The 17414-nt window shown below is 61.2% G+C and carries 7 protein-coding genes; all 7 read left to right on the top strand.

From position 1 onward, the window contains the following. Nucleotides 1-159: 159 nt before the first annotated feature. The 7 genes from pgaA (at nt 160) to TK42_RS08875 (ending at nt 17350) form a co-directional block, all read left to right on the top strand. Nucleotides 160-2640 carry a poly-beta-1,6 N-acetyl-D-glucosamine export porin PgaA gene (gene pgaA, locus TK42_RS08905; RefSeq protein WP_032878494.1) on the top strand — a complete coding sequence of 827 codons (2481 nt, stop codon included), beginning with the start codon at nt 160-162 and terminating at the stop codon, nt 2638-2640. Nucleotides 2641-2652: 12 nt separating this feature from the next. Next, nucleotides 2653-4656 (top strand): poly-beta-1,6-N-acetyl-D-glucosamine N-deacetylase PgaB, encoded by a 2004-nt coding sequence (gene pgaB, locus TK42_RS08900; protein WP_032878493.1) that lies wholly within the window; start codon nt 2653-2655, stop codon nt 4654-4656. 2 nt (nt 4657-4658) lie between these two features. After that, complete coding sequence (pgaC, locus tag TK42_RS08895) at nt 4659-5999, top strand: poly-beta-1,6-N-acetyl-D-glucosamine synthase (protein ID WP_103734048.1); 1341 nt, start codon at nt 4659-4661, stop codon at nt 5997-5999. 2 nt (nt 6000-6001) lie between these two features. Continuing rightward, on the top strand, nt 6002-6484 hold the full coding sequence (pgaD, locus tag TK42_RS08890; protein WP_103734047.1) for a poly-beta-1,6-N-acetyl-D-glucosamine biosynthesis protein PgaD: 483 nt from the start codon (nt 6002-6004) through the stop codon (nt 6482-6484). A gap of 478 nt (nt 6485-6962) precedes the next feature. Beyond that, nucleotides 6963-8684, top strand: coding sequence for a ShlB/FhaC/HecB family hemolysin secretion/activation protein (locus TK42_RS08885; protein ID WP_005783598.1), 1722 nt, complete (start codon nt 6963-6965; stop codon nt 8682-8684). Between the two features lie 30 nt (nt 8685-8714). Then, nucleotides 8715-16997: a DUF637 domain-containing protein gene (locus tag TK42_RS08880; protein ID WP_103734046.1), complete on the top strand. Its 8283-nt coding sequence runs from the start codon at nt 8715-8717 to the stop codon at nt 16995-16997. After that, nucleotides 16994-17350: a hypothetical protein gene (locus TK42_RS08875; protein ID WP_003187492.1), complete on the top strand. Its 357-nt coding sequence runs from the start codon at nt 16994-16996 to the stop codon at nt 17348-17350. The genes TK42_RS08880 and TK42_RS08875 overlap by 4 nt, the downstream gene beginning before the upstream one ends. Nucleotides 17351-17414 lie beyond the last annotated feature (64 nt).

Here is a 17414-nt window from a genome sequence, read left to right as displayed (position 1 = left end):
CAATTCTGAACAATTGTTCTGAATTGTACTTCCCCCTACTTTGCTAAGAGATAGTTCTTACAGGAAAGCTAGGTCGGGTCCCGAGACGCCGACACCCTGATGCGTTTCGCTCAGGACCATCTATCGTTAGGGCTTTCCGTGTGTAAGGAAGCTCACGATATGCTGCGAAACCTCCCCTACAGTGCTTCAGGCCGGTTGCGTCTGCTTATCGGGGCCGCCCTGTGCAGCCAATTGCTGGTTCCTGGCCTCGCATTTGCCGATCCCGCCTACGATGCCCTGATCATCCAGGCCCGCAACGGTCACTTCACGCCGGCGTTGACGCAACTGCGCCAACTGTCTGCCGAACGCCAAACCCCAGGCCAGGTCAGTGACCACCTGGTGATTGCCGGTTGGGCCGGGCAAGACGACGAAGTGCTCAAGGTGTACGAAGCACAAGGCAAGCACCGCAACCTCACCACCCAGGCACTTGCCACGGTGGCGCGCACCTATCGCAATCAAAAACAATGGGCTCAGGCCGAAGCGGTCTATCGCCAGGCTCTGCTGCGTGAACCGAATAACGTCGACTTGCAACTGGGCCAGGCCCTGACCCAGGCCGATGGCGGCAAGGCCAACGAAGCGGTGCAACGCTTGCGCACGATGGTGGCGGCGCAACCCAATGACCCGAACCGCCGCATGGCCCTGGGTTATGCGCTGACACGCGCCGGCTTGAATTACGACGCCTTGTTCGAGTTCGACCAAGCCTTTATCCGTGCCGGCGACAAACCGGAAGTGGCCCGTGAATACATCGTCGCCCTGCAAAAGGCTCGCTTGCCCGAAGCCGCCCTGCGCCTGTCGGCCAAGCGCCCGGGCCTGGTGGACGCGGTCACCCAGCGCCGCCTGGAAGGCGACCTTGCCGCCGAGCGCGTGCGCATGGCCGAGTTCGCTACGCGTACCGAAAAAGAACGCTACGTCATCGCCGATCGCGCCCTGCAGGATTACGACAAGCTGATCAGCCGCTGGGCTCCGGACGCCACTGCCCACGACGACGTCGTGCGCTGGCGTATCGACCGGCTTGGTGCACTCAAGGCCCGTGCACGCACCGCTGAGGTGATTCGCGAATACGAAGTGCTCACCGCCCAAGGCGTGCAGTTGCCGACCTACGCCGTGCGCTGGGTCGCCGCATCCTACCTCGACCAGCGCCTGCCGGAAAAAGCCGCGCCGCTGTATCGCCAGGCGCTGACTGCAGCGGATGCCGACGTCGGTGATCATGTCAAAGACAGCACCGCCCTGTTCTACGCCTTGTTGGAAAACGATCAGGTGGATGAGGCGCGTGCGGTCGCCACGCAGCTGGCCAGCACCGAGAAACCTCGGGTTGAACTCAAGGGTTTGCCTATCGGCAACCCTAACGACGAATGGATGGACGCCCAGCAATTGGCGGCCCAGGCCGGTACCTATGGCGCCGACCTGAATGCCAGCGAACAAGCGCTGGAAGACCTGGGGAGCAAAGCTCCCGGCAGCATCGGTGTACGTTTGGCACAGGCAGAAATGTACCGTGCCCGTGAATGGCCCAGACGCGCTGAAGACTCCCTCAAGGAGACCGAAAACCAGAGCCCTCGTGACATCGGGGTGGAAATGTCCCAAGGCTTCACCGCGTTGGACCTGCAGGAATGGCGGCAACTGGACCTGCTTACCGATGACGTCGTTGCCCGCGCCCCGGACAACCGCCAGGTACAGCGCCTCAAACGCTTGCGCGACGTGCACGACATGGCCGAAGTGCGGGTGGAAGCCTACACCGGCAAAAGCTTCGGTGGCGGCAACAACCAAGAGGCCGGCGCGGTGTCGGGTAGCCGTGACTGGGGCATAGAAAGCGTGATCTACACCCCACCCATCGACGAGGACTGGCGCCTGTTCGCCGGTGTCGGTTATGGCACTGCCGATTTCGCCGAAGGTACCGGCCATCACCGTTGGCAGCGTGTGGGCGTGGAGCGGCGCACCCGCGATATGACCATCGAAGCCGAAGTGTCCAACCACTCCTATGGCGATGGCGCCAAACAAGGCGCGAGCGTGTCGATCGCTCGCGACATCAACGACCACTGGCAATACGGCGGCAGCCTTGGCTACCTGCTTAACACCACACCGTTGCGGGCGTTGAATGAAGGTGTCACGGCCAACGGCGGCAGCGGTTTTATCCGCTGGCGCGCCAACGAAAGCCGGGAGTGGAAACTGGCCGTCAGCCCGTCGCATTTCAGCGATGGCAACGACCGCGTCGAAGCCTTGCTCACCGGCCGCGAAGGCATCTACAGCTCGCCCAAAGTGCAAGTAGAGCTGGGCCTGGAAGTCGGTGCCAGCCGCAACAGCAAGGAAGACACGATCTACTTCAACCCCAAGTCCGACTTCAGCGTGTTGCCTACCGTCAACGTCAACCATGTGCTCTATCACCGCTACGAAACCCAGTGGAGTCAGCAGTTCCAGCTCGGTGCGGGTACCTATAGCCAAAAGGATTACTCCACCGGCGGCGTCGGCTTGATCGGGTACGGCCAACGCTTTCGCTGGAATGACGTGCTGGAAGCCGGCGCCAACCTGAGCCTGGTCAGCCGACCTTACGACGGCGAGCGCGAACGCGATTTGCGCCTGCTCCTGGACCTCACTTACCGTTTCTAGAAGAGCCTGACCATGACCCTCCTCAGTCGTTTTTTTCTGGTCCTGGGTGTAATGCTGGCCGCCGCATGCGCCCAGCAACCCGCGCCATTCGTTCCACCTGCCGAGCGCCCGACACTGGCCAGCGAAGCACCGTGGCCGAAGAACCATTTCCTGGGCATTGCCTACCACGACGTCTCGGACAATGACCCTGACCAGGCCGTGGTGGCGGTGCGTACCGAGCGCTTGATCGAGCAATTGGCCTGGCTGCGGGAGAACGGTTACCAGGCGGTCAGCGTGGATCAAGTCCTTGCTGCGCGCCGGGGCGGGCCGACACTGCCGCCCAAGGCCGTGATGCTCAGCTTCGATGACGGCTATTCCAGCTTCTACACCCGCGTGATGCCGATCCTGCGGGCCTACAATTGGCCGGCCGTGCTGGCGCCGGTGGGCAGTTGGATCGACACGCCGCTGAACCAGCCGGTGGACTTCGCCGGTACACCGCGCCCACGGGGCGACTTCCTGACCTGGCAGCAGATTCGCGAAGTGTCCCGATCGGGCCTGGTGGAAATCGCCGCCCATACCGACGCCAATCACAAAGGCATACTCGCCAATCCCCAGGGCAACCTCGAACCGGCGGCCACCACGCGCCGCTATGATCCGGCGACCGGTCGCTATGAAACCGAAGCGCAGTTCCAGGCGCGGATGCGTACTGACGTAGCAGCCATCTCCAATAAAATCCGTACCGTCACTGGCAAGGCTCCACGGGTATGGGTGTGGCCGTATGGCGCGGCCGATGGCACCACCCTGGCCGTGGTCGGTGAACACGGCTATGAGATGGCGCTTACGCTGGATGACGGTTTGGATGATTCCAACAAGCTGATGAACAGCCCGCGCTTTTTGGTGGCCTCCGACCCGGATGGGGAACACTTCGCCAGCAGCATGGTTTCGGTTCAGGCCAAGGCTCCGTTGCGCGTCGTGCATGTGGACCTGGATCACGTCTATGACCCCGACCCGGTTCAACAGGCGCACAACCTCGATGTGCTGGTGCAGCGCGTGGTGGACATGGGCGCCGTCACGGTGTTTCTGCAAGCCTACGCCGACCCGAAGGGTGATGGCCTGGTGCATTCGGTGTACTTCCCCAACCGCCACCTGCCGATGCGCGCCGACCTGTTCAACCGCGTTTCCTGGCAGTTGCATACCCGTGCCCACGCCAGCGTGTTTGCGTGGATGCCGGTGCTCAGTTTTGCCCTCGACGCCAAGCTGCCACGCGTGACCCGCTGGGACCCGCAGACCGGCAAGGTTGCTACCGATCCGGATCAATACAAGCGCCTGTCGCCCTTTGATCCCAAAGTACGGCAGCTCATCGGCGAGATCTACGAAGACCTGGCGCGTACCAGCAACAGTGCCATCGACGGCGTGCTGTATCACGACGATGCGCTGCTAAGCGACTTTGAAGACGCCAGCCCCGCCGCACTCAAGGCCTATGCTGCCCAGGGCTTGCCGGACAATATCGCTGCGCTGCGTGCCGACCCTGCAGTGATGCAGCGTTGGACTCGCTTCAAGAGCCGCTACCTGACCGATTTCACCAACGAGCTGACCGTGAAGGTGCGCGCCATTCGCGGCCCGCAGATCCTCACCGCTCGCAATATCTTCGCCGAGCCGATGCTCAACCCCGGCAGCGAAGCCTGGTTTGCGCAGAACCTCGATGATTTCCTCAAGACCTACGACTGGACGGCGCCCATGGCCATGCCGCTGATGGAAGGCCAGTCGCTGAAAGACTCCAATGCCTGGCTGGAAAAGCTGGTGGCCACGGTCAAGGCACGCCCCGGCGCACTGGAAAAGACCGTCTTCGAACTGCAAGCCAAAGACTGGCGCACCCAGGCCGCGCCGGATATCAGCGCTGAGCAATTGGCAGAGTGGATGGGTGTACTTAAACGCCAGGGCGTCACCAGTTTCGGCTACTACCCGGACAACTTCCTGGAAAACTCCCCGGACTTGAAGACGATACGTCCGGCCCTCTCCAACCAATGGAATCCTTGATCATGTTCGACAGAATCCTGGCTCTATTCGTGTTGGCGCTGGTATTGGGCTTGCCTCTGGGCCTGATCTTCCTGATCACCGGGCAGTTTCTGATGGACTTCGTGTTCTTCTACCCGCTGTTCATGTCGGCGCTGTGGATCGCCGGCGGCTTGTACTTCTGGCTGCACTGGGAGCGCCATTGGCCCTGGGAGGAAGACACCCCGGCGCCGATCCTGGCCGGCGAGCCGCTGATTTCGATCATCATCCCTTGCTACAACGAAGGCGATAACGTCGCCGACACGATTGCCGCGGCACTTGGTCAGGTGTACTCGAACCTCGAAGTGATCGCGGTCAACGACGGCTCCAGCGACAACACCGCTGCGGTACTCGATGCCCTGGCACTGCAACACCCACGCCTGCGCGTGCTGCACCTGGCGCAGAACCAGGGCAAGGCCGTAGCCCTGCGCATGGGCGCCGTGGCCGCCCGCAGCGAATACCTGGTGTGCATCGACGGCGATGCGTTGCTCGACAAGAACGCGGCGGCCTACATGGTGGCACCGATGCTCGACAACCCGCGCCTGGGCGCCGTCACCGGCAACCCGCGCATTCGTACGCGTTCGACCCTGATCGGCCGCGTGCAGGTCGGCGAGTTCTCCTCGATCATCGGCTTGATCAAGCGCACCCAGCGGGTGTTCGGACGGATCTTCACGGTCTCGGGTGTAGTGGTGGCGTTTCGCAAGAAGGCGCTGGACCGCATCGACTACTGGAGCACCGACATGATCACCGAAGACATCGATGTCAGTTGGAAGCTGCAACTGGATCATTGGTCGATCTTCTACGAGCCGCGTGCCCTGTGCTGGATTCTCATGCCCGAGACCGTCGGCGGCCTGTGGAAACAGCGCCTGCGCTGGGCCCAGGGCGGCGCCGAAGTGCTGTTCAAGAATATTCGCGGCATCTGGCAATGGCGCCATCGCTACCTGTGGCCGCTGCTGTTCGAATACTGCCTGTCCACCGGTTGGGCCTTCACCTTCCTGCTGTCGGTGATCTTCTGGGCCGTGGGTAAATTCGTCACGCTGCCGGCGGCGATTACCGTGGACTCGTTGGTGCCACCCGCGTTTACCGGCCTGGTGCTGGCGATGGTGTGCCTGCTGCAGTTTGCGGTCAGCATCCTGATTGACCGGCGCTACGAAAAAGACCTGTGGAAAACCCTGTTCTGGACCGTGTGGTACCCGATGGTGTTCTGGCTGGTGAGCCTGTTTACCACCCTGGTCAGCTTTCCCAAGGTGTTGTTCAACCAGCATCAAAAACGCGCACGCTGGGTCAGCCCGGACCGTGGTATCAAACCTGCCCAAGAGGAGGCGTGACTATGAAACTGGTCAGAACTCGCCAGAGCCCTGTGATGTGGATCATCGATGTGTTGCTGACCCTGCTGGCCTGGGGCGGGCTGGTCTGGCTGCTGGCACGTGGCATCGGCGCCATGCTCGAGACCCATGGCGGCCCACGCATCGAGGCGCCGATCTTTGCCGCGCTCAACACCTTGCAGATCTACCTGTGGATCGCCTTGTTCAACGCGTTGATCCTGATCGGCTGGGCGCGCTATCAACAGCGCCGCGGCCGCCAGTTTGCCCAGCGCCGCGCAGAGGCCAATGCCCTGAGCGACAAGCACCTGAGTGAAAGCTTCAACCTGGGCGATGGCCACCTGGAGCAGTTTCGCAAACCCGGCGTGCTGGTGATCCACAACGACGAGGAGGGCGGAGTGGAAGACGTGAAGTCCCATGTCTCCCGCGACGTCGAGCGCCCCGGTCTGACCCTGGTGCCCGAGGCCGACAAAGACAAGGGCATTGGCTGACATCCTCAATGCTGCGAGTACACAATGTGGGAGGGGGCTTGCTCCCGATAGCAGAGTGTCAGTCACCAGATATATGACTGACACACCGCTATCGGGAGCAAGCCCCCTCCCACATTGGTTATTTCCCACCGTTTAGATTGCAGTGGTCCAACCCTCTCCTTGGAATTCCGATAAATGGGATCCAATTCACAAAACCCCCGCGAACTTTTCTCCTTTCCTCGGTACTAACCTAACTCGACGAAACTTGATGGCTAAATAATGGCAATCAAAAAACCCTTCGTCGAATTGCCATCAAAATCGCTGCCACTTGTCGGAATAATCACTTCCGGTGAAAAGGCTTGGCCCTTTTGATGAAAATTTATATTTATTAATCAATAGCTTGAAGACTATTTCAGCGAACGGCCCAACTTCGCCCGTTTCTAGGCTAGCTGGAAGTTCGATGTTAGTTTCGCGGCCCTTGATTTTCGATGGATCGAACATGTCTTCGTTATTGCCACGGACTCGGTTTCTTCTCTGCACGTTCCTGCTCACCTGCCTGAGCCTGAACAGTGCATCCGCCGCCCCCACGCCTGGCGATCAGGACTTGATCCGCGACCGGCAGAATCGCCTGCTCGAAGAGCAACAGCGGCGTCTGCAGGAACTCCAGGACCTGCCCGGCAAAGCGGAAAAGCCCCAAGCCCCGGCAAGCCCTGCCGACACTCGGTGCTTCCCGATCAAAACCATCGAACTCAAAGGTGCTGACAGCCTGCCGGCGCCCGAGCGCGAGCGCCTGCTCAAGCCCTACATCGGCCAATGCCTGGGCGTGTCGCAGCTTAACGATTTGCTCAAAACCATCACCGACTACTACCTCGGCAAAGGCCGCGTTACCAGCCGTGCCTACCTGCCGCAACAGGACCTTTCCACCGGCCACCTGCAAGTGCTGGTGGTGGAAGGCAAACTCGAAGCCTTGCGCAGCGCCGAAGGCAGCACAGTGACCGACCGCGAACTGGCCATGGCCTTTCCCGGCAAGGTCGGTGAAGCGCTGAACCTGCGTGAAATCGAGCAATTGGTGGACCAGCTCAACCGCCTGCCGTCCAAACAAGCACAGATGGAGCTCACCCCCGGCAAGCAGATCGGCGGTAGCGACGTGGTGGTCAAGAACACCGCGCAAAAGCCCTGGCGCGCCAGCCTGTCGCGCAACAACGACGGGCAGAAAAGCACCGGCGAACAGCAATGGGGCGCCGGCCTGGAGTGGGACAGCCCACTCGGCCTGGGCGACCAACTGATGCTGCGCGGCGGCCACGACGCCATCAGCGACCACCAGAAAACCTCGAAAAACACCATGCTCTACTACAACGTGCCATGGGGCTGGTGGAACTTCAGCTACACCTACAGCGAGAGCGACTACCGCACCTACGGCATCGCCGACGGCTTCAAATACAAGCAGGACGGCGACAACCAGAACCACCAACTGCGCGCCGAGCGTGTGATCCACCGCGATGACGTCAGCAAGACCTCGGTCAACGTCGGCCTGGCGCACCTGCGCACCAACAACTACATCCTCGACGTGCGCACCGCGCCCAGCAGCAACCGCCTCAGCGAACTGCAACTGGGCGTCAACCACGGGCGGCGCATCGGCAGTGCCTTCGTCAACCTGGACCTGGGCATGCAAAGCGGCATCGGCCTGCTCGACGCCCAGGCCCAAGACGAGCGTGACCCTGCGGGCCGTCGCCAACCGAACTCGCGCTACCGCAAATACACCGCCACGGTCAGCTACCTGCAACCGTTCAGCCTGTGGGGCGAGTCGTTCAGCTTCAGCAGCCTGGCCACCGGGCAGCGCAGTGAAGACCCGCTGTTTTCGCCGCAGCGTATGAGCCTCGGCGGCTCGGCCTCGGTGCGCGGTTTCAAGGACCAATTGCTGACCGGCGACAGCGGCGGCTACTGGCGCAACGAAGTGCGCTGGGCACGCCCGGTGACCCTCGACTGGATGCGCCCGGCCTTCTTCGAATACGGCGCCAGCGTCGGCTACGACCAGGGCGTGATCCGCAACGACCGCTATAACGACAACGTTCATGGCCGGGTGTCCAGCAACTCCCTGGAGCTGTTCGCCCGTGGCAAACACGTCAGCACCAGCGTGACCTTTGCTCATTCGTTAGAAAGACCCGGTGTAGTCACCGAGCGCGAAGCGCCGATCTACTTCCGCATGGATTTTTTCCTGTAATTCAACGCCCCGCTGCATGAGAGCCTGACAATGGATGTTCGCCAATTCGCCTTCCTGGCCCGCCAACCTTCTGCCGCCCTGAAGCGCCGGGACGCGTTCTTCGGCCTGCCCAAGCGCGGGCTGGCGTTGATCCTTGCCAACGCATTGTTCTGGCAGCCGCTGCTGGCCCAGGCCGAGGGCATTGTGGTCAGTGCGCCGGGCACCACCGTGGGCGCGGCGGGCAATGGCGTGCCGGTGGTGAACATCGCCACCCCCAATGGCGCGGGCTTGTCCCATAACCAGTTCAAGGACTACAACGTCGGCCCCAACGGCGTGATTCTCAACAATGGCAACGGCGCGATGGTCAACACCCAACTGGGCGGGATCATTGTCGGCAACCCCAACCTCAAGGGCGGCGCGGCGAACGTCATCCTCAACGAAGTCAACGGCGGCAGCCCCAGCCAGTTGCGCGGCTACACCGAAGTGGCGGGGCAGTCGGCCAAGGTCATCGTGGCCAACCCGTACGGCGTGACGTGCAGCGGTTGCGGCTTTATCAACACCCCCAACGTCACCCTCACCACCGGCAAACCGGTGCTCGACGCAAGCGGTCAATTGCAGCGCTATGAAGTGGATGGCGGCGCCGTGACCATCGACGGCCAGGGCTTGAACGCCAGCAACGTCGAACGCTTCGACATCATCACCCGCTCGGCCAAGATCAACGCACAAATCAACGCCCGCGAACTCAACGTGATTGCCGGGCGCAACGACGTCGATGCGCAAAGCCTGAAAACCACCGCCCGTGCCGACGACGGCAGCGCCAAGCCCGAGCTGGCGATCGACTCCTCGGCCCTGGGCGGCATGTATGCCGGCGCGATCAAACTGGTGGGCACCGAGGCCGGTGTGGGCGTGAAGCTCGACGGCACCCTGGCCGCCAGTGGTGGCGATATTCAGCTCGACGCCAACGGGCGCCTGAGCATGGCGCAGGCGGCGGCCACCGGTAACGTCAAAGTCACCGCGCAAAACGTCGACCTCACCGACAAGGTCTACGCCAACGGCAATGTGCAGGTCACCAGCGCCCAGGCCCTGGTCAACCGCAAGAGCATCGCCGCCGGCCAGCGCATCGATATCAACGCGGCCAGCGTGAACAACCCCGGCATCATCGAAGCCGGCGTTGCCGCCGATAACAGCCGCAACACCACGGGCGACCTGGTGGTGAACGCGCAAACCGTCACCACCAGCGGCAACCTGCTGGCCAGCCGTGCACTGGCGATCACCGCCGCGCAGGCGCTGACCAACCAGGGCGCGATCATCCAGGCCAAGACCGTCGAGGTCAGCAGCGCCAAACTCACCAACCAGGGCGCCAGCGCCCGCCTGTTCGGCGAGCAGAGCCTGGTGATCAACTCTCCGGCCATCGTCAACCTCGGCGGCTTGATCCGCTTCGGCGAAGGCCAGGCCGCCACGCTCAACAGCGCCTCGCTGGACAACCGCCAGGGCCGTATAGAAATGGCCGGTGGTAGCCTGGTGCTCACCAGTGCCGAACTGAACAACAGCGGCGGGCAAGTTATCGCCAACGACCTGACCGTCAACGCCGGCACCCTGAACAACCAGAACGGCGTACTGGTGGGCAAAACCGCGACCGTCAATGCAAGCAATCTCGACAACAGCCTCAAGGGCTTGATCCAGGCCGACGGTGGCGCACTCAACCTAGCCGTTTCCAACACCTTCAACAACAATCAGGGTTTCGCCCAGGCCAGCACCGATCTGAACGTTACTGCCGGTACCCTCAGCAGCAACGCAGGCGGCGTACTGAGCGCCGACACCGGCAAGCTGACCCTCACCGCCGCGCAACAGCTCAACAACGCCCAGGGCCGCTTGCAGGCCGGGCAGGGCGATATCGAACTGCACGCCGCCCACCTGGATAACCAGAGCGGCACGATTGTCGGCAAGCAACTGCTGCTCGACGTGGCTGGCGGCGATATCGACAACCGCGCCGGGCGCGTGTTGGGCGACCAACTCGACGTACGCGCTTCCGGCCTCGACAACCGCAACGCCGGCCTGCTCGCCGGTGGCGCCCAGGGCGTAAGCCTGCTGCTCAAAGGCCCGGGCCAGCTGCTCAACGCCCAAGGCCGCATCCAGAGCGAGGGCCTGCTGCAATTGCAAGGCGAGCGCTTCGACAACAGCGCCGGCATCCTGCTGGGGCAGACCGTCGACGTGACCGCGCAGACCTTCAACAACAGCAATAAAGGCGCGCTGGTCAGCGATGGCGGTGATGTGGTGTTCAAGGTCAGCGACCTGCTCACCAACGTCGGTGGCCAGATCGACGCGGGTGAACGCAGCGTGCTGGTCAAGCAACTCACCACCCTCAACAACGACGGCGGCACTCTGCGCGGCAAGCGCCTGGACATCGCCGCCCAGCACCTGAACAATGACAACGGCCAACTGCTGGCCGGCGCCGAAGGCCTGAGCTACAGCGGCCAGGATGTGAGCAACCGCAAGGGCCTGATCCTCAGCGGCGGCGCCCTCACCGAACTGAACACCACCCGCCTGGATAACCAGGGCGGCACCGTGCAGGGCGACAGCCTGACCGTCACCGCCAACAACGTCGACAACGGCAGCGGCGGCCTGATGGCAAGCCTGGTCGGCAACCTGCAACTCACCGTCGAAGCCCTGGCCAACCGTGGCGGCAAACTGTTCGGCAAAGAACAAGTGACCGTCAGCGGCGCCACCCTCGACAACAGCGCGGGCCAGATCAGCGGCAATCAGATCAACCTGACCTCACGCGACACCCTCACCAACCAGGGCGGTTTGGTCGAAGCCAACCAGGGCCTGGCCCTCACTGGCGGCAACCTCGATAACAGCGCCAACGGGCAACTGCGTGCCCTGGGCGGCGCCAGCAGCCGCGTCAACCTCAGCGGTGCGTTGAACAACCAGAACGGCACCCTCGAATTCGGCAGCCAGGCCTTCAGCCTTGACGCCGCCAGCGTCAACAACCAGAACGGCATGCTGCAACACGCCGGCACCGGCCTGTTCCACCTCAACACCGCCAGCCTCTCCGGCAGCCAGGGCAATATCCAGGGCATGGGCAGCGCCGACTGGGCCTTCGGCAACGTCGACGGCCTGGGCCGCGTGCAACTCAACGACGTGCTCACCTACAAGAGCGACCAGGGGCTGGCCCTCAAGGCCGGCGACCGCATGGCCAGCGCCAAGGGCTTGATCCTCAACGTGGCCAGCCTGGACAACGGCGGTGAACTGCTCAGCGACGGTGACATCAGCATCACCACCGGCGATATCACCAACAGCGGCCGCGTCTCGGCCCTGCAAACACTCACCGTCGCCGCCAACAACCTCAGCCAGAACGGCGGCCGCCTGGCCGCAACCAATGCCCGCCTGACCCTGGGCGGCACCCTGGACAACCTCGGGTTCCTCACGGCCCGTCAGCAGCTGGATATCGCCGCCGCGCAAATCAACAACCGTGGCACCCTCGGTGCCCAGGGCGCAGTGAGCCTCACCGCAGTCAACGGCATCACCAATGCCGCCGACACGCTGCTGTTCAGCGGCGGCGACATGACCCTCCGCAGCAATGGCTTCAGCAACAGCTATGGCGATGTCTACAGCAAAGGCAACCTGAGTTTCGCCGCCCGCGATGGCGGGCGTGCCGTGCTGTTCAGCAACCGTTCCGGCACCGTGGAAAGCGAAGGCTCGATCGGCATCAATGCAGGCTTTATCGAAAACGCCAAAGACGCATTCGAACTCGGGCAAACGCTGACCACCGGCAGCTTGAGTTGGATCTGTGGCCAGCACTGCGGCGAGAGCGACAACTGGGAACGCGGCGAGATCACCATCTACGAAACGTACCTTGAGGCGGCGACCAAGGACTCGGTAGCGGCACGCCTGGTGGCTGGCAAAAACATGTTGCTGCAAGGCGACAATGTGCAGAACCGCTACAGCCTGATGGCCGCCAATGGCGACCTGAGCATTACTGCCGGTGACCTGCTCAATCAGGGCGCCGCCACGCGCACGGGCCAGCGCAAGCTTGTCATCGGCACCCCAGGTCACGTCTCCGACGATTTGTTTGAACGCATGCAATATGTCGACGTGCCCGCGTTCAATGCGGCCACGGCGGCCGGGAATTTCGACAAGGCGCGCTTCGAAGAACTCAAAAGCCGCTCACCCAATAGCCTGCCGTTCGCCTACGCAAGTGACGTCACCACCTGGACCAACAACAGCGGCCCCGGCTACGACGCCACCCTGCAAGCCGGCGGCACGGTCAACCTCAACGTCGCCCGCACCCTGCAAAACGGCACGCTGCACAACAACACCCTGGCGCAGTTGACCGGCACCCTCGGCGACGACCAGACCGGCATCCCCGTCGGCGGCATCAACATCAACCTGAGCAAACACGCCAACGACCCGAGCGCCCAGGCGCCCGGCAGCGTATTGCCCGTAGTCGGTGTGGCCCCTGGCGGCGGCTTCGTGCCCGTGGACTACACCGGCACCGCCTTCGCCCCGGTCGATCCCACCACCTCGCCCACCTTCCAATTGCCCAAGGGCGAGTACGGCCTGTTCGTCAAAAACGCCGACCCCACCAGCCACTACCTGATCGAAACCAACCCCGAGTTCACCTCGGTGTCGGGCTTCTTCAGCTCCGACTACATGCTCGGCAAACTCGGTTTCACTGCCGACAATGCCTGGCGCCGCCTCGGTGACGGCCAGTACGAAACCCGCCTGATCCGCGACGCCGTCCTCGCGCAAACCGGCCAACGCTTCCTCGCCGGCGGCCTGTACAGCGACGCCGACCAGTTCCGCTACCTGATGGACAACGGCCTTGCCAGCAAAGACGCCCTGCGCCTTAGCCTGGGCGTGGCCCTCACCGACCAGCAAGTCGGCGCCCTGACCCACGACATCGTGTGGATGGAAAACCGCGTCATCGACGGCCAGACCGTGCTCGTGCCGGTGCTGTACCTGGCCCAGGCCGACTCGCGCAACGTGCGCGGCAACAGCCTCATCCAAGGCCGCGACCTCAACCTGGTCACCGGCGGCGACCTGATCAACGTCGGCACCCTGCGCGCCAGCAACAACCTCTCTGCCATCAGCAGCGGCAGTATCTACACCGGCGGCCTGGTCGAAGCCGGCAACAACCTCAGCCTGCTGGCCCAGGACAGCATCCGCAACGCCATGGCCGGCGAAATCCGCGGCAAACAAGTCAGCCTCACGGCGCTCAAAGGCGACATCACCAACGAGACCACCGCCATCCAGGTGCGTGACGGCGCCGGTATGCGCACCCTCACCGACACCAGCGCCGGCACCATCGTCGCCCGCGAAAACCTCGCCATCGACGCCGGCCGCGACCTCACCAACCGAGGCGCCCTCACCGCTGGCAAGGACGCTAACTTAACCGCCGGCCGCGACCTCAACCTCATCGCCGCCAGCGACACCAGCGTCAAACACGAGAGCCGCGACGGCGGCGAGAAATCCAGCATCACCACCGACGTCAAAAACCTCGCCGCCAGCGTCACGGCGGGCGGCAACCTCAACATGCAGGCCGGCCAAGACGTCAACATCATTGGCAGCAATGCCACCGCCGGCAAAGACCTCAACATCGCCGCCGGCCGCGACCTCAACGTCGCCTCGGTCAGCGACATGCACAACGTCGAGGGCAAGGAAAAGGACGGCAAAAAACGCATCAAGACCTCGGACGACCAGACCACTCAAGTGGCAAGCGTGCTGACGGCGGGTGGGGATTTTGTCAGCCAGGCTGGGCGTGATACCACGATTGTGGCGAGCAGGATCAGTGCGGGGAATGAGGCTTATCTGTATAGCGGGGATAAGTTGAGTTTGTTGGCGGCGCAGAACAGCACTTACAGCCTTTACGACATGAAGGAGAAGGGGGGCTGGGGCGCGAAGAAGACCAAGCGTGATGAGGTGACCCACGTCACGAATGTGGGGACTGAGATCAAGACTGGTGGTGATCTGTCGCTGGTCAGTGGCGGTGATCAGTTGTATCAGCGGGCCAAGCTTGAGAGTGGTAAGGACCTGGCCATCACCAGTGGCGGCGCAGTGACCTTCGAGGCGGTCAAAGACCTGCACCAGGAGAGCCACGAGAAGAGCAAGGGTGACTTGGCGTGGACCAGCGCCAAGGGTAAGGGGAATACCGACGAGACATTGCGTCAGAGTGAGTTGGTGGCGCAGGGCGAGCTGGCGATCAAGGCCGTGGACGGCTTGAAGATTGATGTAAGGCAGGTTAACCAGAACACGGTAAGCCAGACCATCGACGCGATGGTCCAGGCGGACCCAAGCCTCGCCTGGATCAAGCAAATGGAGCAGCGTGGCGATGTTGACTGGCGCGAGGTCAAAGAGCTGCACGACAGCTTCAAATACAGTAATTCCGGCCTGGGCGCCGGCGCGCAAATTGTCATAGCGATCATTGTTACCTACTTCACGATGGGGGCAGCAAGCGGCGCAATCGCCGCCGCTGGGACGGGTACCTCGATGGCTGGGGCGACGGCTGCTGCCACAGCCACATCTGCCGCAGGCTGGGCCAATGCTGCGGGCAGCGTTGTGCTTGCCGGTATGGCGAGTAATGGTGCGATCAGCACGATCAATAATCGTGGCAATTTAGGCGCAGTGGTCAAGGACGTAACCTCCAGCGATGCGATGCGGGGCTATGTTGTCTCGGGTGTTACCGCGGGGCTGACCGCAGGGTTCTACGACGACTGGACCAGCACGCAGACAGGCACTACTACTGCGCTGCCTAACTCGGGCGCAGTGACATCTGCGAGCCCATTGAGTACCTGGCAAGGTGTTGGTCAATTTACTGCGAATCAGGTTCTGCAAAACGGCACATCGGCCATCCTGACTAAAGCGCTGGGAGGAGAAGCCAGCTTCGGGGCTGCATTGCAAAGCAGCCTTGCCAATGCATTTGCTGCCTATGGCTTCAACATGATTGGTGATGTCTCCAAGAATCGGTTCGCCGACGGCGGTATCACCAAGATTGGACTGCATGCGTTGATGGGCGGGCTGGCAGCTGAAGCTGCTGGCGGCGATTTCCGTACTGGTGCGTTGGCAGCAGGTGTGAACGAAGCCCTGGTAGACAGCCTCGCCAAACAGTACGCCAGCATGCCGGAGGATAAGAGAAAGAGCTTGCTGGTGATGAGCTCGCAGTTGATTGGTGTGCTTGCGGCGTCGGTGGACAGTGATGCTGACGGTGAGAGTTTGCAAACTGGAGCATGGGTGGCGGGCAGTTCGACACAGTACAACTACCTCAACCATGAAGAAAACCAAGAGCGCTGGGCTGCCAAGAAGAAATGCCAGGGAGGAGATAGTGCTGCGTGTGGGCGTGCTGACGCTCTGGATGCTCTAGATAAAAGTCGAGATTTGGCGCTAACCACAGCCTGCAGTGCGAATGGTGCAGGTGCTACCTGTCGTTCTTTACGGCGAGAAGCTTCGGAGGCTGCTCGAAGCCTTGTGGTTGCGAGATTTGGCCCTGAGGCTAAAGAGCAGGCTAAGCAAGTTGAGCAGAATAAAGAGCTTGCGGCGTATTCCATTGAGGCGGAGCTTCGAAGCATTAAGCAAGTAGATAGCCCGATTGCGCTTGCTCAGACAAAGCGCCTGGCTGAGCAGCTCGCTGAATTTGGTTCAGACTTCATTCCGGTTTACGGCGATGCAAAGGGCTTCTATGAGGCTGAGGATCCGTTTGACTATGCCATGGCGAGTATTGGACTCATCCCGGGCGCCGGGGATGCGGCACAAAAAGTTTTAGGTAAGGCTAAAAAGCTGTATTTGGAAGGAAAGGTTGCTGAGTCTGCGGATTTGGTAGAAGAGCTAGCAAAGAGCTTACCTTCAGGAGCAGGTCCTAAAAATCCACTTCTTGGTGATTCGCTACCCCGAAGCGGTGATCGTTTAGTTGTGAATCAAGGGCCCGTACCTACATGTGGTCACAACTCATGTGGCATGGTTTTGGATACCATGGGACATAAAGTAGACATAGGAAATCTGATTGAAAAGCTTCCACCCGGAAAAGACGGGATTTTCCCTCAGGACGTTGCGAATTTGATGAAGTCTGAGGGCGTCAACACGGCAGTTTATGCAAGCCGTAACGTTGCTGATTTGGCAAGATACACAGCAAACGGAACGCCTGTTATTGTCCAAGTGGTGGATAAAGCAGCGGGTACCGGATTTTCCCATTTTGTTGTGGTCGACGGCATTACGACCAGAAATGGCATTTCTGTCGTAGCAATTCGTGATCCTCATGGTAAGCAGTATTTTAGCCCCGCGACTACTTTTGAAAAGAATTTTTCAGGTTATGTTGTTGTTCCAAAGGATGCTCTGAAATGAAATTAAGCATTAAGTTTCCCGAGAATTTGTTAACCCACAGCCTGCTCGAGCAAAGGCTGATTCCTTGCATTTGCAAAATTGCAACGGAGTTTGAAATTGAATTTTTGGACCCTTTGCCAGAAGCTGCAGGAACCGTTCTGGAGTGGGATCGTGCAGAACTTGAAAAAAGAGCGATAGGTGGGGTAGGTGGGCAATACTCTCACTATGCACACGGTCGGGTGTCGTTAAAAAAAGTTGATATTGATATCTACCAAATATTGGATCTTGAAATGTTTTATAGGCTTTTTGGATGGTGCAGCATCTTGGAAGATGGCAACTATGCGCCGCCGGGGCAGTTTTGGGATGATGAATAAGTTTAAGAAAAGGGGACTGAAGAAAAGGGACAAGAAAAGAGGGCAGATTTATCTAGACTAGAGT

It is taken from the genome of Pseudomonas sp. GZJR-8 (genome assembly GCF_002916705.1).
GTDB classification, from domain to species: Bacteria; Pseudomonadota; Gammaproteobacteria; order Pseudomonadales; family Pseudomonadaceae; genus Aquipseudomonas; species Aquipseudomonas synxantha_A.
This window is presented reverse-complemented; position numbering and strand designations above follow the sequence as displayed.